Here is a 19,505-nt window from a genome sequence, read left to right as displayed (position 1 = left end):
ACTCCTTGTTGTTTTTGTTCAGTGATTTATTCATGCAGACCGAGTGGTGCAGCGGGTTGCGGCTGGGCACCGGCACCGGCACCTGCGCCGTGGGCGCTGGCAAAAGCTTCCAGGTGCGGCACCTCACCGTGCAGCTTGAGCGGGCGGTTGCCCGCCATGCGGCGCAGCGCGACATAAAACACCGGCGTGAGGAAGAGGCCAAAGGCCGTCACACCAATCATCCCGGCGAAGACCGCCACCCCCATGGCCGAACGCATCTCGGCACCCGCGCCGGTGGACAACACCAGCGGCAACACACCCATGACAAAAGCCAGCGAGGTCATCAGTATGGGGCGCAGGCGCAGACGGCTGGCTTCGATCGCGGCCTGCACCGGCGTGCGACCGGCAAACTCCAGCTCACGCGCAAACTCCACGATCAGGATGGCGTTTTTCGCCGACAGCCCGACCAGCACCATCAGACCAATCTGGGTGAAGACGTTGTTGTCACCGCCCGTGATCCAGACGCCGGTCATCGCGGCCAGCAGGCCCATGGGCACAATCAGGATGATGGCAATCGGCAGGGTCAGGCTTTCATACTGCGCGGCCAGCACCAGGAAGACCAACAGGATGGCCAGCGGAAACACCAGCACCGCAGAGTTGCCGGCCAGGATTTCCTGGTAGGTCAGCTCGGTCCACTCATAACTGATGCCTTTGGGCAGGGTTTCTGCCGCGATACGTTCGATCGCGTCCTGCGCCTGGCCCGAGGAATAACCCGGCGCCGGGCCGCCGCTGATATCGGCCGAGAGGTAACCGTTGTAACGCATGGCACGCTCCGGACCAAAACTCGAATTCACCTTCATCAACGCCGACAGCGGCACCATCTCGCCGGTGGTCGAACGCACCTTGAGCAAGCCCACGTCCTCCGCCCGCGCACGGTAGGCCGCATCGGCCTGCACCCGCACGCTGTAGGTGCGGCCAAACTTGTTGAAGTCGTTCGCATACAGGCTGCCGAGGTAGATCTGCATCGTGTCAAAAATATCGGTCACCGGCACATTCAGCTGGCGCGCCTTGGTTCGGTCAATGTCTGCGTACAGCTGAGGCACGTTGACCTGCCAGCTGGTGAAGACGCCGGTGATCTCAGGCGCCTGAGAGACCTTGTCCATGAAGGCTTTCACGGCCACGTCCATGGCGTCGTACCCCAGCGAGGCGCGGTCCTCCAGCTGCAGCTTGAAGCCGCCCGTGGTGCCCAGGCCCTCTACCGGCGGCGGCGGGAACATCACGATGAAGGCATCCTGGATGCTGCCAAACGCCTGATTCAACTGCCCCGCCACCGCGCCGCCGCTCTGGTCGGCACGTTTGCGTTCCGCAAAAGGTTTGAGCGTGGCAAACACAATGCCGGAGTTGGAGCTGTTGGTAAAACCGTTGATCGACAGGCCGGGGAAGGCAATCGCGTCTTCCACATTCGGGTTCTTTTTCATGAGCTCGCCCATGCGCTGGATCACGTCTTCGGTGCGGTCCAGGGTGGCGCCATCGGGCAGCTGGGCAAACCCGATCAGGTATTGCTTGTCCTGCGCCGGCACAAAACCGCTGGGTACCAGTTTGAAGACACCGACTGTCGCGGCCACCAGCACCAGGTAAACCGCCAGCATCAAGGTCTTGCGCGAGATCGCCCCTTTGACACCCGTGCTGTAGGCCGTGGACGCACGGCCGAACAGGCGATTGAAGCCAGCGAAGAAACGGCCAAACACCTTGTCCATGCCACGCGTCAGTGCATCCTTGGGTGCATCGTGGCCCTTGAGCAGCAGTGCCGCGAGGGCCGGCGACAAGGTCAGCGAATTGATCGCGGAGATCACGGTGGAAATCGCAATCGTCACCGCGAACTGCTTGTAGAACTGCCCGGTCAAGCCGCTGATAAAAGCCAGCGGCACAAACACGGCGACCAGCACCAGCGCAATCGCGATGATGGGGCCGGACACCTCGCGCATGGCGCGGTAAGTGGCTTCACGCGGCGTGAGCCCGGCCTCGATGTTGCGTTCCACGTTTTCGACCACCACGATGGCGTCGTCCACCACAATGCCTATCGCCAGCACCAGCCCGAACAGGCTGAGTGCGTTGATCGAAAAACCCAGCAGATGCAGCACGGCAAAGGTGCCGACCACCGACACCGGCACCGCCAGCAGCGGAATGATGGAGGCGCGCCAGGTTTGCAAAAACAGGATCACCACCAGCACCACCAGCGCGACGGCTTCCAGCAAGGTGTGGATCACCGACTGGATGGAGGCACGCACAAACTGTGTCGGGTCGTAGGCAATGCGGTACTCCACACCTTCGGGCATGTTCTTCGCCAGTTCGTCCATGGTCTTGCGCACCTCGGCCGAGATCTCCAGCGAGTTGGAGCCATGCGCCTGGAACACACCCATGCCTACCGCGGGTTTGTTGTTGAGCAGCGAACGCAAGGCATAGTCGGCCGCGCCCAGCTCCAGCCGCGCAATGTCGCGCAGCCGCGTCACGGCGCCGTCGGCACCGGTCTTGACGATGATGTCGCCGAACTCTTCCTCGTTTTGCAGGCGCCCTTGCGCATTGATGGAAAGCTGCATGTCCACACCGTCCAGCCCCGGTGAGGCGCCTATCACGCCGGCCGCGGCCTGCACGTTCTGTCCGCGAATAGCGGCCACCACGTCGCTGGCCGAGAGGCCGCGCTGCGCCACCTTCTGCGGGTCCAGCCAGACCCGCATCGAATAGTCGCCACCACCGAAAATCTGCACCTGGCCGACGCCCTGGATACGCGCCAGCCTGTCCTTGACGTTGAGCACCGCGTAGTTGCGCAGGTAGTCGATGTCGTAACGGTCGTTCGGCGACACCAGGTGCACCACCATGGTGATGTTGGGCGCACTCTTGACCGTGGTCACACCCAGCCGGCGCACCTCCTCGGGCAGGCGCGGCTCGGCTTGCGAGACACGGTTTTGCACCATCTGCTGCGCCTTGTCGGGGTCGGTGCCCAGCTTGAAGGTCACGGTCAGTGTCATCACGCCGTCGGTGGTGGCCTGGCTGCCCATGTACAACATGCCTTCAACACCGTTGATGGATTCCTCCAGCGGCGTGGCCACGGTCTCGGCAATCACCTTGGGGTTGGCGCCCGGGTACTGGGCGCGCACCACCACCGACGGCGGCGCGACTTCCGGGTACTCGGACACCGGCAGGCCGCGCAAGGCTACCAGGCCGGCGATCAACATCAGCAGCGACAACACGCCGGCAAAAATCGGCCGGTCAATAAAAAATTTGGAAAGATTCATGGCTACTTCTCTTGCTTGTTCTTGTTCAGGTGAAACGGGGGGCAAGACCCCGCGTTCAGGATTTCGCGGCGATCTGTAGCGGTTTGCTCAACTCGGCCTTGGCCGACATCTCGACCGGCTGCGGCGCCACCAGCGCACCGGGACGAATACGCTGCAGGCCATTGACCACAATGCGTTCATTGGCCGCCAGACCGCTTTTCACAACACGCAGGCCATTGACCGACGCACCCAGCGTGACCTCGCGATACGCCGCCTTGTTGTCGGCGCCCACCACCAGCACAAACTTTTTGTTCTGGTCGGTGCCGACGGCGCGTTCATTGATCAGCAGCGCGTTGCCCTGGGTCGCCTGACCCATGCGGATACGCGCAAACTGACCGGGCATCAACTGGCCGTCCTGGTTGTCGAACACGGCACGCGCGCGCACCGTGCCACTTTTGGCATCAACCTGGTTGTCGACCAGTTGCAGCCGGCCCACAAACGGGGTGTCGCTGTTGGCCGCGGTGCCCATCTGCACCGGGATCAGTTCCAGCTTGCGCGAGCCTGTGGCATTCACTTCTTTCAAGGCCCTGGCCACCACCTGCTCATCGGCATCAAAGCTGGCGTAAATCGGGCTCACCGACACCAGGGTGGTTAACACCGGCGCCCCCGGGCCGGCCGCCACCAGGTTGCCCACCGTCACTTCCAGCTTGCCCACACGGCCGGACACCGGCGCACGAAGCTGCGTGTAACCCAGGCTGAGTTGCGCGGTTTGCAGGGCGGCTTGCGCGGCGCGCAGATTGGCAGCGGCTTCGCGCTGGCCATTCACACGTTCGTCAAACTCGCGTTTGGAAATCGCCTGCTCGTTCCACAGGCGTTGCGAGCGTTCATGTTCACCCTGGGCCTGCGCCACACGGGCCTGTGCGGCAGCCACCTGGGCGTCGGCACGCTCCACATCGGCGGCATAAGGCGCCGGATCAATCGTCAGCAGCAACTCGCCTTTTTTGACCAGCACACCTTCGCGGAAATGCACGGCCTGAATCGTGCCGGCCACACGTGAACGGATGTCGACGCGCTCCACGGCTTCGAGCCGGCCCGAGAACTCGTCCCAGGCCGCCACATCACTTTGCACCACCGTCGCAACGGACACGGGTGTCGCCGGCGCTTGGTCCGGTGCGCTGGGTTGGGCACGGATGTTGGACGTCCCCAGCACGGCGACAGCGACACCGGTCACGGCCAGCCCCGCCACCGCAAGGGCCAGAAGAAGGCGTTTGTAGCCCTTGGATTGAATCGACTGCATTTGAATTCCCTCTAAAAATTATTTGAAAACCAAAAACGGTTACTCTAAGACCTCAACTTAACCTGAGGTCAAGCGTTAAATGACAACCCCAAAGACAAACGGTTATTGCTGCGAACTCAGCGTGGGCGAAGTCGCCGAACGCAGTGGTGTCGCGGTGTCCACCATCCACTTCTATGAGGCCAAAGGACTGATCAAGGGCTGGCGCAACCCAGGCAACCAGCGCCGCTATGCGCGTGATGTGTTGCGCCGCGTGGCGGTGATCAAGATCGCTCAACGCACCGGCATTCCCCTGGCGTCCATCCACGAAGCCTTGACGACCTTGCCCGAAGGCCGCACGCCCACCGCTACCGATTGGCGCAAACTGTCCGCGCGCTGGAAGGCCGAACTCGACGACCGCATCACCCGGCTGACCCAGCTGCGTGACGAACTGAGCAGCTGTATTGGTTGCGGCTGCCTGTCCATCAAGGACTGTCCACTGCGCAATCCCGCGGACGAACTTTCGGCACAAGGTCCGGGGCCGCGGCTGCTGCACCCGGACTGACGCCCGACGACAAAACTTCATCACCCCGCCTAGCGCGCAGCAGCCAGCGCCGCTGATTCGGCGCTGGCAAAAAAATCACGGACTTGTTGCTGCACGGCCGCAGCCCAGGCCACGTCTGCGCCGGCGGTTGACTGGTAGCTGCAGGGCCAGCCGGTCTGCTCGGACAAAACCGCGGTTTGCACCGCCAGGCCGGCGGCACGCAGGCGCGCGGCATACGCCAGCGTTTCGTCGCGCAGCGGATCATCCTGGGCGGTGAGCAACAAGGTGGGCGGCAGCCCTGCCAGGCGCCAGGCCGCGCCGGGCGTGGCATAGGGGTGGGCGGCGTCTTCCAGGCGCGTCAGGTAACGCTGCCAGCCATCGGCCCAGACACAACCCACCGGGCCGGCGGCGGCCTCGCGCAAGGACGGCGTTCCCAGGCAGGGGTCCAGCATCGGCGACAGCAAGATCTGACCGGCCAGTACCGCTTGCTGGCGGTCACGCGCCATCAGCGTCACCGCAGCGGCGAGGTTGCCGCCGGCCTCTTCGCCGGCGACAAACAGGCGGGCACCCTGGCCGGCCAGTTTCTGACGGGACTTCCAGGCCCAGAGAAGGGCGGCATAAGCGGTGTCCACCGCTTGGGGAAAGGGGTGGGCCGGTGCCAGCGGGTAGTCCAGCGACACCACCACCGCACCGGCCCCGGCCAGCAGGCCGGCCACGCAGGCGCCGCTGTCCAGCGAGCCGCTGGTGAACGCCCCGCCATGGAAATGCAGCACCAGCGGGGAGGCCGGCGCCGTGCCGCGACGGCCGTACAAACGCACGTCCAGCGTTTTTTCAAACGTGATCTGGATCTGCTTTTCCACGCCGGGTGGCGGGGCTTTTGGGACGCCGGGACGGGAATGCGGCTGGCTTGTCATCATCGGGAACCGCGAGCGGGCTTTTGTTGTTGCAATGACGCAGAAGATAGGTGTTATCGGTCACGCAATAAAGAGGCAATTTATATACACTTTGTTTCACCGGTGAAACAATCACCCCGGAATTCCTGGCTGTTCCCGACTATTCTTCACAACCCCCGGTCAAAAGGATTTAAGGATGGACAAGTTTTCTGCCATGCAGGCCTTTGTGCGCGTCGTGGAGGCCGGCACATTCACCAAGGCCGCCGACTCCATAGGCCTGCCCAAGGCCACGGTGACGCGGCTGATCCAGACGCTGGAAAAAGAGCTGGACACCAAGCTGCTCAACCGCACCACACGCAAGGTCACGGTGACCGCCGATGGCGCGGCGTATTACGAACGCGCCGGCCGCCTGCTCGGCGACATGGAAGAGCTGGAGTCCAGCATGTCACGCGCCAAGGCCAGCCCGCGCGGCCGGCTCAAGGTCGACATTCCGGGCTCGCTGGGCATGGCGGTGATCATTCCCGCCCTGCCGGATTTTTACGCGCGTTACCCCGACATCCAGATTGAGCTGGGTGTGAGCGACCGGCCGGTGGACATCATTGGCGACAACGTGGACTGCGTGGTGCGCGGCGGCGAGCTGCAGGACCAGTCGCTGGTGGCGCGACGGATTGGCGAGTTCAACCTCATCTCTTGCGCGGCACCCGCCTACCTGAAGCGCCACGGCACACCGCAACACCCGGACGAGTTGTCGCAAGGCCACACCCTGGTGCGTTATATCTCGCCGCGCACCGGCCGGCTGTTTCCGATCGAGTTGTGCCGCGACGGCGAAGAAGTGGAAGTGCATGGCCGGCATCTGCTGGCCGTCAATGACTCCAACGCCGGTGTGGCCGCCGCACTGGCCGGGCTGGGCATCATCCACACCTTGACCTTGCTGGTGCAGGACCACATCAGCAGCGGCCGGCTGGAGCCGCTGTTCACCGGCTGGTGTTCGGAGCCGGCGCCCATCCACGTGGTGTACCCGCCGAACCGCCACCTGAGCAACAAGGTGCGGGTGTTTGTCGACTGGATCGCCGAGCTGTTTGCCAAAAACGACCTGATCCAGCGCAAAAGCACACTCCCGTCGGCGCGGGTCATGCCTCTGGCGCCAGCCGCCGCACTCCCCGTGTTCAGCGACCTGGTTGCCGCCCAAACTCTCAAGCCTTTCAGGCCTGAAGCCCAATCACCACGGGTGTAAGCAGCTACTTATTTAATAGCGACTGGCTAGTCCTGCACGCAGCGCGCGTTCAGCGGCAGCAGTGGATAACTGAGCTGCGCCTCGCGCCCCTGCGCACCCAGGCCAAATTCGGCCCGCAGGCGCGGACTGCTGTAAACCGTTTGTTGCGGGCCCTGGCCGCCCGCGTCGCGAAACAAGACCTCGCTGCCGCCAGTCCCGTCGAGCAAGGCGCTGTCGTCGACAAAACGCACCTGGAAGCTGATGCCATGTTCGCAGCGGTAAGACTGCGCGCCGGACAATGAGCCGACACCGGTGCAAGCCGTCAGTGCAGCCAGCATCCCCAGCGGCCAAAAGATGCGGGGCATCATTTGGGCCACAACACCCACAGGCGCAAAGGCTGGCTCACGCGGCTGGCCAACAGGCCCGCCTCGGGGCCGGTGCCGGCAAAATAGTCGGCGCGCACGGCACCCACAATGGCACTGCCGGTGTCTTGCGCGATCACCAGCTTTTGCAGGTCGGCCGCCGCGCCGCGCGAGGCCAGCCAGACCGGCGTGCCGTAGGGAATGCTGTCCTTGTCCACCGCAATCGAGCGGCCCGGCGTCAGTGCCACCCCTTGCGCACCACGCGGGCCGTAACCCGCGTCCTGCTCGCTCAAGGCTTCTTCACGGAAAAAAATGTAGCGCGGGTTGCTCCAGAGCAGTTGCGGCACACGTTGCGGATTTTGCGCGGCCCAGACTTTGGTGGACTCGGTCCAGGGCGGGCTCATGCGGCCCTGGCCCTGCTCGCTGAGCCACTGGGTGATGCTGCGAAAAGGCTGTTCGTTGGAGCCGGCGAAAGCCACACGCACCGTGCGTTTTGCGCCATTGGCTTCGGTGATCTCCAGCCGGCCCGAGCCCTGGATGTGCAGCGACATGGCATCAATCGGGTCGGCCAGCCAGGCGATTTCGCGGCCGCGCAAGGCGGCCTGCGCCTCGGGCAAGGTGTCGATTTCCTGGCGTGTGTACCAAGGCTTGCGGCTGGCCAGCCCGGCCGGCGGCTGGTACAGCGGCACGGCGTAGCTGCTGCCGGGCTGGCGGCTGGCCTTGAGCACGGGTTCGTAATAACTGGTCAGCAAGCCGTCGGCCACGCCTTGCAGCGTTTCGACGCGGTAGGGCTGCAGCCGGCTCATCATCCAGGCGCGTTGTTCGTCATTGCTGGCGATGCTCAGGCGCCGCACCTCGCCGCACAAGGGCGCAAACACCGGGCCGGGCCGCTCGCAACTTTTGATCCAGGCGTTCCAGGCTTCAAACAAGGCATCGCCCTCAAGCCCCGGCAACTCGGCCCAGGACACCGGCACCCAGCGGCTTTTGCCCTGCAAACGCACACCGGCCTGGCTCGCGCCGGCGTCCGGCCGCGCCGGCTCGGCGCTGCCGGTTGGCGGCGGCGGTAAAGGCAGGGGTGCGGTGGCGCAGGCCACCAGCACCAGGGCGACGGCGATAATGGCAGCGGTTTGTGTTATCCGGGAAAAAACAGTCATGGCCTTACTTTTACTCGAAGCCCTGGGGGCCTTGTTGATTTTTGTCTTCATCATCTGGTGGACGATGTTCTCGGGCCGGAAAAATGGCGAACTCAAGGGCGATGCCCACCCCCCAGCGCCACCTGCGAAGCCGGAAAAACCCGGCGATTCGCTATAAATTACGCAGCAAATTAGCCAGTTCCACCGCGGACTTCACGCTCATTTTCTCGAATACCCGGGCGCGGTGAACCTCTACCGTGCGCACGCTGATGTCGAGCTGGTCGGCCACCAGCTTGTTCGGCAGGCCTTCCACCACCAGGCGCATCACGTCGCGCTCCCTGTCCGTCAGGCCTTCCAGGCGCGCGCGCAGGCTGGTGTTTTCGCTGCGCTGGGCCAGGGCCGCGGCCGACTGCGCCAGCGCCTGCTCGACACGGTCCACCAACACGTTGTCTGAAAAAGGCTTTTCGCAAAAATCAAACGCCCCGCGTTTGACCGTGTCCACCGCGGTCGGCACATCGGCATGGCCAGTCAGAAAAATCACCGGCAAGGTCGGCAGCAGGCCATAGGCAATCAGCTTTTCGAACATGGTCATGCCGCTCATGCCACCCATACGCACATCAAGCAACACGCAGGACGGGGAACGGACCTCAAACTGCCCGGAAATCCGCGCGTCAAAGGCCTCGGCGCTGTCAAAGGATTCACTCGGCAGACGCCGCGAACGCAGCAGCCAAGCCAGCGCCTCGCGCACACTGGCATCGTCATCCACGATATACACCGTGGCGTTTTGTATCGGTTCCATGCAAGCTCCTAAGCTGGCGACGCGGCGGCGGTCGCCACCGGCAATGTAAATGTAAAAACAGTCCCATGGGGCAACACCGGCTCGAAACCGAGGAAACCACCGTGTTGCTCGATCACCGTGCGACACAAGCTCAGGCCCAGGCCCATGCCTTCGGCCTTGGTCGTGAAAAACGGCGTGAACAACTGCTGCGCCACCTTCTCGGAAATACCTTCCCCCTGATCAATGACGGCAAACTCCACCCAGCGGCTGCGGGCATTGGAGGCCGCCGGCCGCACACGCAAGGTCAGCACTTTTCCAGAACGCCGACTTTTGTCCAGCCCCTGCATGGCCTGCATGCCATTACGCGCCAGGTTCAGCAACACCTGCTCGACCATGGTGCGGTCGCACAAGACCGGCCCGCAGGTCTGGTCCACCTGCATCACCACCCGCACCCCGAGTTTGCGCGCCTGCAGGCTGACCAGCGGCATCACCGCATCCAGCAGCAGGCGAGGGGGAATCGGCTCGCGCACCTGTTCGCGCCGGCGCACAAAATCATGCACACTTTTGATGACCTTGCCGGCACGTTCGGCCTGCTCGGCGATGCGGCGCATGGCCAGTTGCAGGTCTTCGCGGTCATGCGACTGCTGGCCGTCGGTCACCGCGTTTTGCAGCAAATTCAGGGAGCCGGTGGCGTAGCTGGAAATCGCCGCCAGCGGCTGGTTCAGCTCGTGGCTCATCAGCGACGCCATCTCGCCGACCGTGGCCAGCCTGGCCGTGGCCTGCAAGCGGTCCTGGCTGGTACGCGACAACTCCTCGATGCGGCGCTGCTCGCTGACGTCCAGAATGGCGCTCATCCAGCCGGTCTGTTTGCCGACCGCATTGATCAGCGGCGCCTCGATGATCAGCACCGGAAAACGCGACCCGTCGGGGCGCATGAACACCGACTCGAAACCCTCGCGCGGCAAGGTCGCGCCGACCTCCAGCCGGCTCGCCTGGCGTTGCTGGTATTCCTCCACCTGCTCCAGCGGCCAGTAGGGCTGGGGCATGCCGCGGTTGAGCAGCTCGCCGGCCTCCAGCCCCACCATCTCGCAAAAGGCCGGGTTCACATAGGTCACGCGCCCCTGCAGGTCCCGGGCCCGCATGCCGGTCACCAGCGAGTCTTCCATGGCTTTGCGAAACGCCAGCGCGTCGGCCAGGTCGTGTTCGACCTTCAAACGCCGTCGCATGTCTCGGCCCAGCAGCGCCAGCACGGCCAGCAGCGCGACCGACATGGCCATGACCAGGGCGGTCAACAAATTGGGAAACAGCGCGGGGGTGCCGAGGTGGCTTTCCACCCTGAGCACCACGGTGTTGCCGGGCAAATCCAGCAGTTGCTGGGCGACATAGGCCCGGCTGCCACGTGTCGGGTTGCCGTACATGGCCAGGCGCGTGCCGTCGGCCTCGGTGAAGGACAGGCCCTGGCCACGCGCCAGTTGTTTGCCGACCAGCTCGGACAAGATGTCCGGCAGAGAATAAGTCGCCACCAGGTAACCGGCCAGCCGGCCCGTCGACAGCAGCGGCAGGCACATGTCTATCACCTCCATGCCCAGCCCGTCGGATTGCGGCAGGAAGTAGCTGCTCGAATACGCCGGGCCGTTGAAACGGCGCGCCGCCGCGCAGGCAAACCCGACGTCGGTCTGTGTGCCGTCGCGGCCCAGGCGCTCAAACACCGAGGGGCGATAAGGCGACTCGGCAAAAGACACGGTCCCCAGCGCCAGGTCGCGCCATTCGAGACGCATGATTTCGCGGTGTTCGTGCAGCAGTTCGGTCGCCGGAATACGCCACGCGTCCGGCCCCGGGTTGTTCGACTGCAGCGCCTGAAAACTCTGGATGTTGCGTGTCAGCGCGGCCTGGATATCGATGGCGGTCTGCACCGCGTCCTGTTCCAGCCGGCTTTGCACCTGGCTCGACTCATAACGCCCGGCCAGCCAGACCAGGGTCGACAACAGGCCTATCAGCAGCGCCACCAGCACCACCCACAGCGCCCAGCGCCGGCTCCAGCGCCGTCGCCCCGAAACCGGGCCGGCCTGGCCGTCGCGTTCGTCGTAAGCCTGGCTCACAAGACCCCGTGCTGCAATGCTGGCAGCTGCAAACGCAGCGCCTGCAGGTGTTCGCCCGACACCTCGGCCATGACCACCGCAGGGCCTTGGGCCTGCTGCGCCAGGATATTCCCCCAAGGGTCGGCAATCAGGCTTTGGCCCCAGGTGCGGCGTTGGTTGTCATGCACACCACCCTGGGCCGCAGCCACGACATAGGCCAGGTTTTCAATGGCGCGTGCCCTGAGCAGGATTTCCCAATGCGCCTGACCAGTTGTGAAAGTAAAAGCGCTGGGCACCAGCAACAAATCCGCCTTCATGGCCCGGTACAACTCGGGAAAACGCAGGTCATAACAGATGCTCAGGCCAACCCGGTAACAATGGCCATCGATCGAGGGCAACTCAAAGGTCACCGGCTGGTCGCCGCCTTCGATCACCCGCGATTCGTCGTAATGTTCCAGCCCGTTGTCAAAGCGGAACAGGTGGATCTTGTCGTAACGCGCCACACATTGGCCCGAGGGCGCGTAGACCAGCGAGCTGTTGCGCACATGCTGGTTGTCACTGGCCTGCAACGGCACCGTGCCGCCAACAATCCAGAGCTTGAACGCCTGAGCCGACTCGGCGAGAAAATCCTGGATAGCCCCGCGGCCCGGCGCCTCTTGGGAGGCTAACTTGTCCGTGTCTTTCATGCCCATCAGGCAAAAATACTCCGGCAACAAGGCCAGCTCGGCACCTTGTCCGGCGGCTCGTGCCAGCAACTGCCTGGCCGCGTCCAGATTGGCCTGAACGCTGGGACCGGACACCATTTGTAGCGCAGCAACTTGCATGATCAGCGGGTCCCCCCTGAGTTTTCATCGGACTTGCCCTCGACCACGGGTTTGCGGTCGATCTTGGTGATTTTCGGATTGGCCCAGGTGCCGTCAATATGAAACTCCTGGGTCGTGGCCTGCATCAGCGGACGCCTTAAAAAATACTGGGCCAGGAAAGAACCCAGGCCGATGGCCGGGTTGATCACGGTGGCAATCAGCGATGCCGTGCCGGCATTGATTTCAGGCACCACCACCACCTTCAGGTCTTGCGTTTCCCTGGCAATGTCGGCGCGGCCTTCCATGAGCACGGCGGCATTCACGCCTTTCATCTGCAGGTTGTTGGTAAACGCCAGCCCCTGGTTGATGCTGATGTCGCCACGCACAAAGTCAAAGGAAAACCCTTCCGAAAACACGTCGCGGAAATCCAGTGTCAAACGCCGGGGCAAAGCCTGCAGGCTGAGCACGCCCAGCAGCTTGGCAATGCCCGGGTCGGCCTTGAGAAACTGGCCGGACGCCACATTCACATTAAATTGCCCGCTCAAGCTGGGATAGTCCAGGCTCAGCGGCGAGCCGACCCAGGCGATCTGGCCTTCCAGCCGCCCCTTGCCCTCGCGAATGACATCCCCCATGCCAAAACGTTTGAGCAACTCACCCGAGTCGGCAATATCCAGCTTGAAATTCATCACGGTGCGGCGCCGCTCGACCGCGCGCGGCGAAGCGCCGGCGGCCTGGGCCTGCTGCGCATTGACAGCCACCCAGTTGCCGGTGGCCGTCAGCGTGGCCTCAGGCATGAGGATGTTGAGTTTGTTCAGGCGCCACTCGCGAACACCGCCTTCGCGGGCCACCGTGCCGGCACCCCGGTTGATCGCCTCGATTTCAACCCGGCCCAGTTTTTTGCCACGTAAGTCCAGGTCCTCGACCACGATGTCGAGTGCCGGAATGTTCACGGGTTGCTCGTTCAGAATGGCCTCGACCTCGCCGGCAGAACCCTGGCCCAGGCTCAAACGCGACAGCCGCCCGTACAACCGGCCGGCACCCGCGCCACCGGGCTGGCGAAACTCGGCATAACCATTGAGCTCGGTCGCATCGATGTTGGCGCGCCAGGTCAGGCCCTCGCGCGAACCGCCCAGCACCACGTTGTGCAGCGTGCGGCCTTCCAGCCGCAATTCCTTGGCACGTATCGCCATGCTGGTCGGCAGGTAACTGAGCACCGCGCTGGCCGGGGTCAGCCGGGTGCCCGCAGGCGCGGCGACAGGCGTGCCGGTGGAGGTGCTCAGCACCTTGTCCCAGGCATCGATGTCGAGAATGGCCTGGTTGATGTTGGCCGCCACGCCGCTGTCCGGCAGGGGCGCATTTTCCCCCGGCTGCAGACCGATGGCCAGGGAGCCGCGCAGCACCAGCGGCTCGGGCCCGCTGATGTCGCGCACATACAGCACCGAGGCCAGTTGTCCGACGGTCAACGACAACTGGTCCTGTGTAGCCGGCCGGCCGGCGCCGGCCGATTCACGCAAGGCGGTGTTCTCAAAGCGCAGGGGCAGGGCCGTGTCGGCACTTTTGGTCAACGGTGCGGGCAGGCTCAAGGCCATGCCTTGCAGATTGCTGCTGATGCTGAGTTCTGTCATGCCAGCCCTGAAGCCGAGGTTGGCGGTGTAGGCGGCAGAGCCGCTGGCGTGAGCCCCCAGGCGCGCGGCCAGACCCAGCTCTTTGGCCTGGCGCAGGCCTTCGGCGCTCAAGGTGCCCTGGGCGCGCACCACCACACTGGCATCCGGAAACTCCATCGGACCGGCCGCCGAGCGCGCCGCGCCCGTGGCGGCGGCGCGTGTACCGCCCTCCAGCCGGATGTCGCCGCCCAACATGCGGCCCTGGCCGCCGACAATGGCAAAACCACTCTCGCTAAACGTCACCACGCCCTTCAGACGTGTGAACTGCGGCGTGTCCGGCGTGAACTGCACGTCATTGCCCGGCACGTTGACGCTGCCCTGCACCGTGGTCTTGTCCAGGGCACTGAGCGGCAGGCTGAGCTGGAACTGGTAGTCGGCGGCGCCGCTGGCCACGGTTTTGGCCAGCGCCTTGCCGGTCATGCTGCCCAGCGGTGATGTGTTGACAAACCCCAGGGCCTCGGCGAGCGGGCCTTTGAGCTCGGCCTTGACCTGTACCGTGGCCGCATGCATCAGGTCCGGGATACGCGCGTCCGCCTTGAGCACCTGCAGGCCGGGAAAACCGCTGACCCGGCCGGTGGCGCCATTCACCTGCAGCGAAGCGCGATCAAACACCAGCTCGCCGTCCAGTTCACTCAAGGCCGGCCAGGCCACGGCGTCCCGCGGCAAAATCGATTTGGGCACATAGGCATACGCCGCCTTGGCGACCTTGGCCGACACCCGGAATTCACCCTGTTTCGGGTCGGTAAACGGCATGTCATGCAGGTTGCCCTTGACCTTGAACTTGACGTCCGACAGCGCGCCCTGGGTCACGGCGTCCCGCACATAGTGGCGCACCCCATCCGGCAGGATCAAAGGCAGGTAACGGTGGACTTTGCTACCGTCGCCCCGGCTGATCACGCCCTGCAGGTCCAGCACGCCGGGAAAACGTGCGTCGTGCGCAGTGCCTGAGGTCTGGCCGCTGGCCACCTCGGCGGTATGCCAGCTGGCTTGCGCCACGCCTTGCGCATCCACATTGGCGAACACCATGTTGCGCAACTGCACCTCTATTTTCGGACCGGCCAGCTTCCACTGGGCCTCGGTCGAAAACTGATCCAGCAACACGTGCGGGTCTTCAAAAATTCCCGGCAAGGCAATCTCGCCGTCGTTGATCCTGACCTTGGCCTGGCCGCCCTGCTGGCTCAGGTCAAAGTCCACGGTCGCGCCCCGCACGCCGGGCCGACCGATCGCCACATGATGTGCCGTGCCTGCGGCTGCAGCCGTGGTACTGACCGGCGGCGCAGCCGCTGCCAGCGACGCCATTTCCAGCTGGGCCACTCGGCCTTTCGCGGAATAACTGACAGGCGCATCCAGCGGGCCTTGCCATGTCGCTTCGACCACGTCCACCAGCCCCTTGGGCGCCAGCGCGGCGATCGCGGCATGGGCCGCGTCGCCCAGCGGCAGGCGGTTGGCAATTTGCGCCAGCGCAGCCAGATCGAGTTTGTCGGCCTTGAGCTCGCCGCGGGCCGGCGCCCGGCCTTCGGCCGCTGTGTAGACAATGGCCGCATTGCCGCCCGGCCATTGCAGGCCGTCGCGGGTGCGGAACTGCAAGCCTTGGGTGGCGACATCAAAACCGTTGGCCAATTGCCGGCCACCCACGCGACCGGTCACGGCCTCCAGCGCCAGCGGCTCCAGCGCCTGACCCAGTTGCGCATCCACCTCCAGCAGCGCCACGTCGGCGGTGCCGCCGGTGAACTCCCCGTGGTCCACATCCACCCAGGCCCGCAAGGCGCCGGTGCCGGCTTTCAGGTCTATGCCCAGGCCGTCCAGGCTGGCGTAAGGCTTGACCGCGGAGGCATCCACGCGGCTGAACTCGGCGTAAAGCTGGCCAGCCCAATGTTGCCATTGCCCGGCACCACCCGACCAGAGCGGCTCGCGAAACACCCCGCGCAGGCTGAAACGTTCGCCCCAGGCGGCCGGCGGCGTGGCATCCAGGCGCATCAGGTGCCGGCGGCCCGGGTTGCGCGAGGTCCAGTCCACCTGGGTCAGGGCCAGCACCGGCACCTGGCGCATATCGTCGCGCCAGCGCACCGTGCCGCCGCGCACAACAAACTCGGTTTGCGAGAAAAACCAGTCGGCCATGGCGCTGCTGCCGTCGCTGCGGTTTTGCGACACATCCAGCCCGGCCACATAAATTTTCCCGTCCGCGGTGCGCCGGATGTCGAGTTCGGGCTGGTCGATGAACAACTGCTCGAAACCCAGGCGCCACAGCGACGCAGGCGATACCGCCGCCAGCACACGCGGCAGGCGCAAGGCCGGCCGGCCCTGGGCATCCAGCAGGGCCACGTCGCGCAGTTCGAACGAAGGCAGCAAGCCACGGGAATGGGCCGTGATCTGGCCTATACGTACCGGTACACCCAGTGCCCGGCTGGCCTCGATTTCCAGGCGTGGGCGAAACTCGCCGATTCGCGGCACAATCCAGCCGTGGAGGATGGCCCAGGCTATACCGAACAGAAGCCAGAAAGCCAGTACCCCCCACAAGGCCAGGCGTGTGGCGAAAGCAGCAACTTTGAGACCTCGTGCAGGAAGCACTGGCGGGGAGAGAGTCGTTTGATCCATTGACATGGGAATTATGACCTTCAGCGCTTCCGTCCGTTCAACCCAACCCAGGGAAGTCTTTGTTAACTAGTGTGATGACCGTTCCATCGACCGCCTCTCCCGCCGCATCGGGCCATTCCCGCTTTGTCCAGCGCATACGCCGCCGTTATGCCGACCAGCTTGCATTGTTGCCGGCAGGTGCGCCGGTGCGCGCCAGCATGCAGCTGGCTTACGACGCCTTGCAGGCACGCGGCCTGGACACCGGCGCCGCCTTGCGGGTGTTGCGCCAACTGGTGATGGAGCGCCTGGTGGTGCTCGATTGCGACGCGCTGGACGCGCCCACGCCAGCCTCAGCCTCCGCGACCCTGGCGATCGTCACCACCGCCATGACAGAACTGGCCGAGCTGGCCCTGGACATCGCGATCTGCGACTCGCGGCCGGCGCTGGATGCTCTGTATGGCGCGCCGCAAGCGCCTTGTTCGCCGGACGCGACGACCGGCCCGCGGGCACAGTTGTGGGTGGTCGGCATGGGCAAGCTGGGCGCCCGAGAACTGAATGTCTCCAGCGACATCGACCTGATCTACGTCTACGACCACGACGGCGAGACCACGGGCTGCGCGGACGGCCGAGGCGTCATCTCCAACCACGAATATTTTGCGCAGCAGGTCAAGGCCATCTACAACCTGATTGGCGACACCACGGAGCACGGCTTTGTGTTCCGGGTCGACCTGGCGCTGCGGCCCAACGGCAATTCAGGGCCGGCGGCGGTGTCGCTCAATGCGCTGGAAGAATATTTCCAGGCACAAGGCCGCGAGTGGGAGCGTTTTGCCTGGCTCAAGAGCCGGGTGGTGGCGCCGCGCGACTGCATCCAAAGCGGCTCGGCCCAGGCCATGCGCGGCTCGGTCCTGCCTTTTGTCTTCCGGCGTTACCTCGACTACAACGTGTTTGACTCGTTGCGCCTGCTGCATCGCCAAATCCGCGAACACGCGGCCAAACGCGCCGCCGGCCACCCGGAACGTGCCAACGACGTGAAGATGTCGCGCGGCGGCATCCGCGAAATCGAATTCACCGTGCAGCTGCTGCAAGTGGTGCGCGGCGGCCAGTTCCCCGAACTGCGCACCCGGCCCACGGTTGATGCCTTGCGACGGGTCGCCCATGCCGGGCTGATGACGCAGGCCACCGCGGAGGCGCTGGTAGGGGCCTACGAGTTCCTGCGCCGCGTCGAACACCGCATCCAGTACCTGGACGACCAGCAAACCCATGTGTTGCCGACCCAGGACGAGGACCTGGCCTGGATTGCGCAAACCATGGGTTACAGCAGTTGCTGCCCGTTTTTGAGCGAGCTGGACGCCCACCGCGAGCTGGTGGCCCAGGAGTTCGACACCTTGCTGGGCAACAAGCCCGACTGCAAGGGCTGCGGCAAGGCGGCCGCGGCGGCGCCGCAAGACCTGGAGGACTTGCTGGAAAAACTCGCGGACCAGTGGCCCGGCAAATTTCGCGCGCGCCTGGAAGCATGGCGCGAACATCCCCGCGTGCTGGGCCTGCGCGACGACGCCCGTGCGCGCTTGACCCGGCTGGTGCAACGCACGGCGCAATGGCTGCTCGAAGGCAAGGTCGATGAAACCGCGGCGGTACGCATCATCGACTGGATAGAACCCCTGCTGCGCCGCGAAAGTTACCTGGCCATGTTGCTGGAGCGCCCCGCCGTGCATGAGCGCCTGCTGCGCCTGCTGGGCGCGGCCAAGTGGCCGGCGCGTTACCTGCTGCAGCACCCGGGCGTGATCGACGAGCTGGCCAGTGCAGCCATGTTGCACGAACGTTTTGATGCCGCCGCCTTCGCCCAGGAACTGCAGCAACGCCTGGCTGCCCTGCGCCGCACCGGCGAGGACGACGAAGAAAGCTGCCTCAACCTGCTGCGCCGCGCGCACCACGCGGAAGTGTTCCGCACCTTGGCGCGTGATGTCGAAGGCGCGCTGACCGTCGAGCAGGTCGCCGATGACTTGAGCGCCCTGGCCGAAACCATGCTGCGGGTCACCACCGGCTGGTGCTGGGAACGGCTGAAAAACCGCCACCGCGACACGCCGCAGTTCGCCATCATTGCCTACGGCAAACTGGGCGGCAAGGAACTCGGTTATGGCAGCGACCTGGACATTGTGTTTGTCTTCGAAGACGAGGACGAACGTGCGCCCGAGGTCTATGCCGCGTTTGTGCGCAAGCTGATCAACTGGCTGACCGTCAAGACCGGCGAAGGCGACCTGTTCGAGATCGACACCGCCTTGCGGCCCAATGGCAACTCGGGCCTGCTGGTCACCAGTTTCGAGGCCTACGCCAAGTACCAGCAGCAACGCGGCAGCAACACCGCCTGGACCTGGGAACACCAGGCCATGACACGCGCCCGATTCATCCTCGGCGACGAGTCCTTGCGGACGCGTTTTGACCAGGTGCGGCAGGCCGTGATCAGCGCGCCGCGCGACGTCCCGGCGCTGCAGCATGAAATCATGGCGATGCGCGACAAGGTCCGCGCCGCCCACCCGATCAAGCGCCCGCACACACCACCGCCCGAGGGCGACACCGTCGGCGAACTCTTCGACGTCAAACACAGCCCGGGCGGCATGGTGGATGCCGAATTTGCCGTGCAGTTTCTGGTGTTGTCGCAATCGGGCCGGCATCCGGAGCTGGCCGACAACGTCGGCAACATCGCGCTGCTGCAACGTGCCGAGGTCGCTGGCCTGTTGCCGGCCGGCGTGGGCCAGGCCGCGGCCGACGCCTACCGCGAACTGCGCCGGGTGCAACACCGCGCGCGCCTCAACGAAGAACCCACACAAGTCATGCTGCCCGCACTGCAGGGTGAACGCGCGGCCGTCCTGGCGGTGTGGGCCTGGGTCTTCAACACCGGCAAGCCACGCGCAAACCCTTGACGGCAAGCCGGCTTCTTTAAT

General features: G+C 64.7%; 13 protein-coding genes. 4 read left to right on the top strand and 9 right to left on the bottom strand.

Going from position 1 to position 19,505, the window contains the following annotated elements:
* Positions 1–26 precede the first annotated feature (26 nt).
* A complete protein-coding gene (locus ACHMXK_RS00890; protein WP_397436850.1) occupies positions 27–3,272 on the bottom strand; it encodes an efflux RND transporter permease subunit in 3,246 nt (1,081 codons plus the stop codon).
* A 55-nt stretch (positions 3,273–3,327) separates the two neighbouring features.
* Entirely contained in the window at positions 3,328–4,548 is a 1,221-nt protein-coding gene (locus ACHMXK_RS00885; RefSeq protein WP_397436848.1) for an efflux RND transporter periplasmic adaptor subunit, read from the bottom strand.
* A gap of 79 nt (positions 4,549–4,627) precedes the next feature.
* On the opposite strand from ACHMXK_RS00885, the gene soxR reads away from it, so the two are divergent.
* Entirely contained in the window at positions 4,628–5,089 is a 462-nt protein-coding gene (soxR, locus tag ACHMXK_RS00880) for a redox-sensitive transcriptional activator SoxR (RefSeq protein ID WP_397436846.1), read from the top strand.
* Between the two features lie 29 nt (positions 5,090–5,118).
* Here soxR and ACHMXK_RS00875 read toward each other — a convergent pair whose 3' ends face one another.
* The gene (locus ACHMXK_RS00875; RefSeq protein ID WP_397436844.1) at positions 5,119–5,985 is read right to left on the bottom strand and encodes an alpha/beta hydrolase; all 867 of its coding nucleotides are present in this window, start codon (positions 5,983–5,985) and stop codon (positions 5,119–5,121) included.
* Between the two features lie 172 nt (positions 5,986–6,157).
* Between ACHMXK_RS00875 and ACHMXK_RS00870 the strand changes: the two genes are divergently transcribed.
* Positions 6,158–7,195, top strand: a complete 1,038-nt coding sequence (locus ACHMXK_RS00870; RefSeq protein WP_397436843.1) for a LysR substrate-binding domain-containing protein — start codon at positions 6,158–6,160, stop codon at positions 7,193–7,195.
* Positions 7,196–7,221: 26 nt separating this feature from the next.
* Here the strand turns inward: ACHMXK_RS00870 and ACHMXK_RS00865 are convergent, their stop codons facing one another.
* Both ACHMXK_RS00865 and ACHMXK_RS00860 read right to left on the bottom strand, forming a co-directional pair.
* Entirely contained in the window at positions 7,222–7,539 is a 318-nt protein-coding gene (locus tag ACHMXK_RS00865) for a hypothetical protein (protein ID WP_397436841.1), read from the bottom strand.
* On the bottom strand, positions 7,539–8,690 hold the full coding sequence (locus ACHMXK_RS00860; RefSeq protein WP_397436839.1) for a murein transglycosylase A: 1,152 nt from the start codon (positions 8,688–8,690) through the stop codon (positions 7,539–7,541). The genes ACHMXK_RS00865 and ACHMXK_RS00860 overlap by 1 nt, the downstream gene beginning before the upstream one ends.
* Here ACHMXK_RS00860 and ACHMXK_RS00855 point away from each other — a divergent pair.
* The gene (locus ACHMXK_RS00855) at positions 8,689–8,847 is read left to right on the top strand and encodes a hypothetical protein (protein ID WP_397436837.1); all 159 of its coding nucleotides are present in this window, start codon (positions 8,689–8,691) and stop codon (positions 8,845–8,847) included. The two genes, ACHMXK_RS00860 and ACHMXK_RS00855, sit on opposite strands and share 2 nt — an antisense overlap.
* Here ACHMXK_RS00855 and ACHMXK_RS00850 read toward each other — a convergent pair.
* The 4 genes from ACHMXK_RS00850 to ACHMXK_RS00835 are packed head-to-tail and all read right to left on the bottom strand — an operon-like array spanning position 8,842 to position 16,560.
* Entirely contained in the window at positions 8,842–9,468 is a 627-nt protein-coding gene (locus ACHMXK_RS00850; protein WP_397436835.1) for a response regulator transcription factor, read from the bottom strand. The genes ACHMXK_RS00855 and ACHMXK_RS00850 overlap by 6 nt on opposite strands.
* Positions 9,469–9,476: 8 nt before the next feature.
* On the bottom strand, positions 9,477–11,546 hold the full coding sequence (locus tag ACHMXK_RS00845) for a nitrogen regulation protein NR(II) (protein ID WP_397436833.1): 2,070 nt from the start codon (positions 11,544–11,546) through the stop codon (positions 9,477–9,479).
* Positions 11,543–12,349 carry a carbon-nitrogen hydrolase family protein gene (locus ACHMXK_RS00840; protein ID WP_397436831.1) on the bottom strand — a complete coding sequence of 269 codons (807 nt, stop codon included), beginning with the start codon at positions 12,347–12,349 and terminating at the stop codon, positions 11,543–11,545. Before ACHMXK_RS00840 ends, ACHMXK_RS00845 begins: the two co-directional genes overlap by 4 nt.
* A 2-nt stretch (positions 12,350–12,351) precedes the next feature.
* On the bottom strand, positions 12,352–16,560 hold the full coding sequence (locus tag ACHMXK_RS00835; RefSeq protein ID WP_397436829.1) for a YhdP family protein: 4,209 nt from the start codon (positions 16,558–16,560) through the stop codon (positions 12,352–12,354).
* 101 nt (positions 16,561–16,661) lie between these two features.
* Here ACHMXK_RS00835 and glnE point away from each other — a divergent pair, with 101 nt between their 5' ends.
* Positions 16,662–19,484, top strand: coding sequence for a bifunctional [glutamate--ammonia ligase]-adenylyl-L-tyrosine phosphorylase/[glutamate--ammonia-ligase] adenylyltransferase (glnE, locus tag ACHMXK_RS00830; RefSeq protein WP_397436827.1), 2,823 nt, complete (start codon positions 16,662–16,664; stop codon positions 19,482–19,484).
* Positions 19,485–19,505 lie beyond the last annotated feature (21 nt).

The organism is Polaromonas sp. UC242_47 (genome assembly GCF_044452385.1).
Lineage (GTDB): Bacteria > Pseudomonadota > Gammaproteobacteria > Burkholderiales > Burkholderiaceae_C > Polaromonas.
Note: the sequence above shows the minus strand (reverse complement) of the source record. Positions and strands in the feature narration are given on the sequence as shown.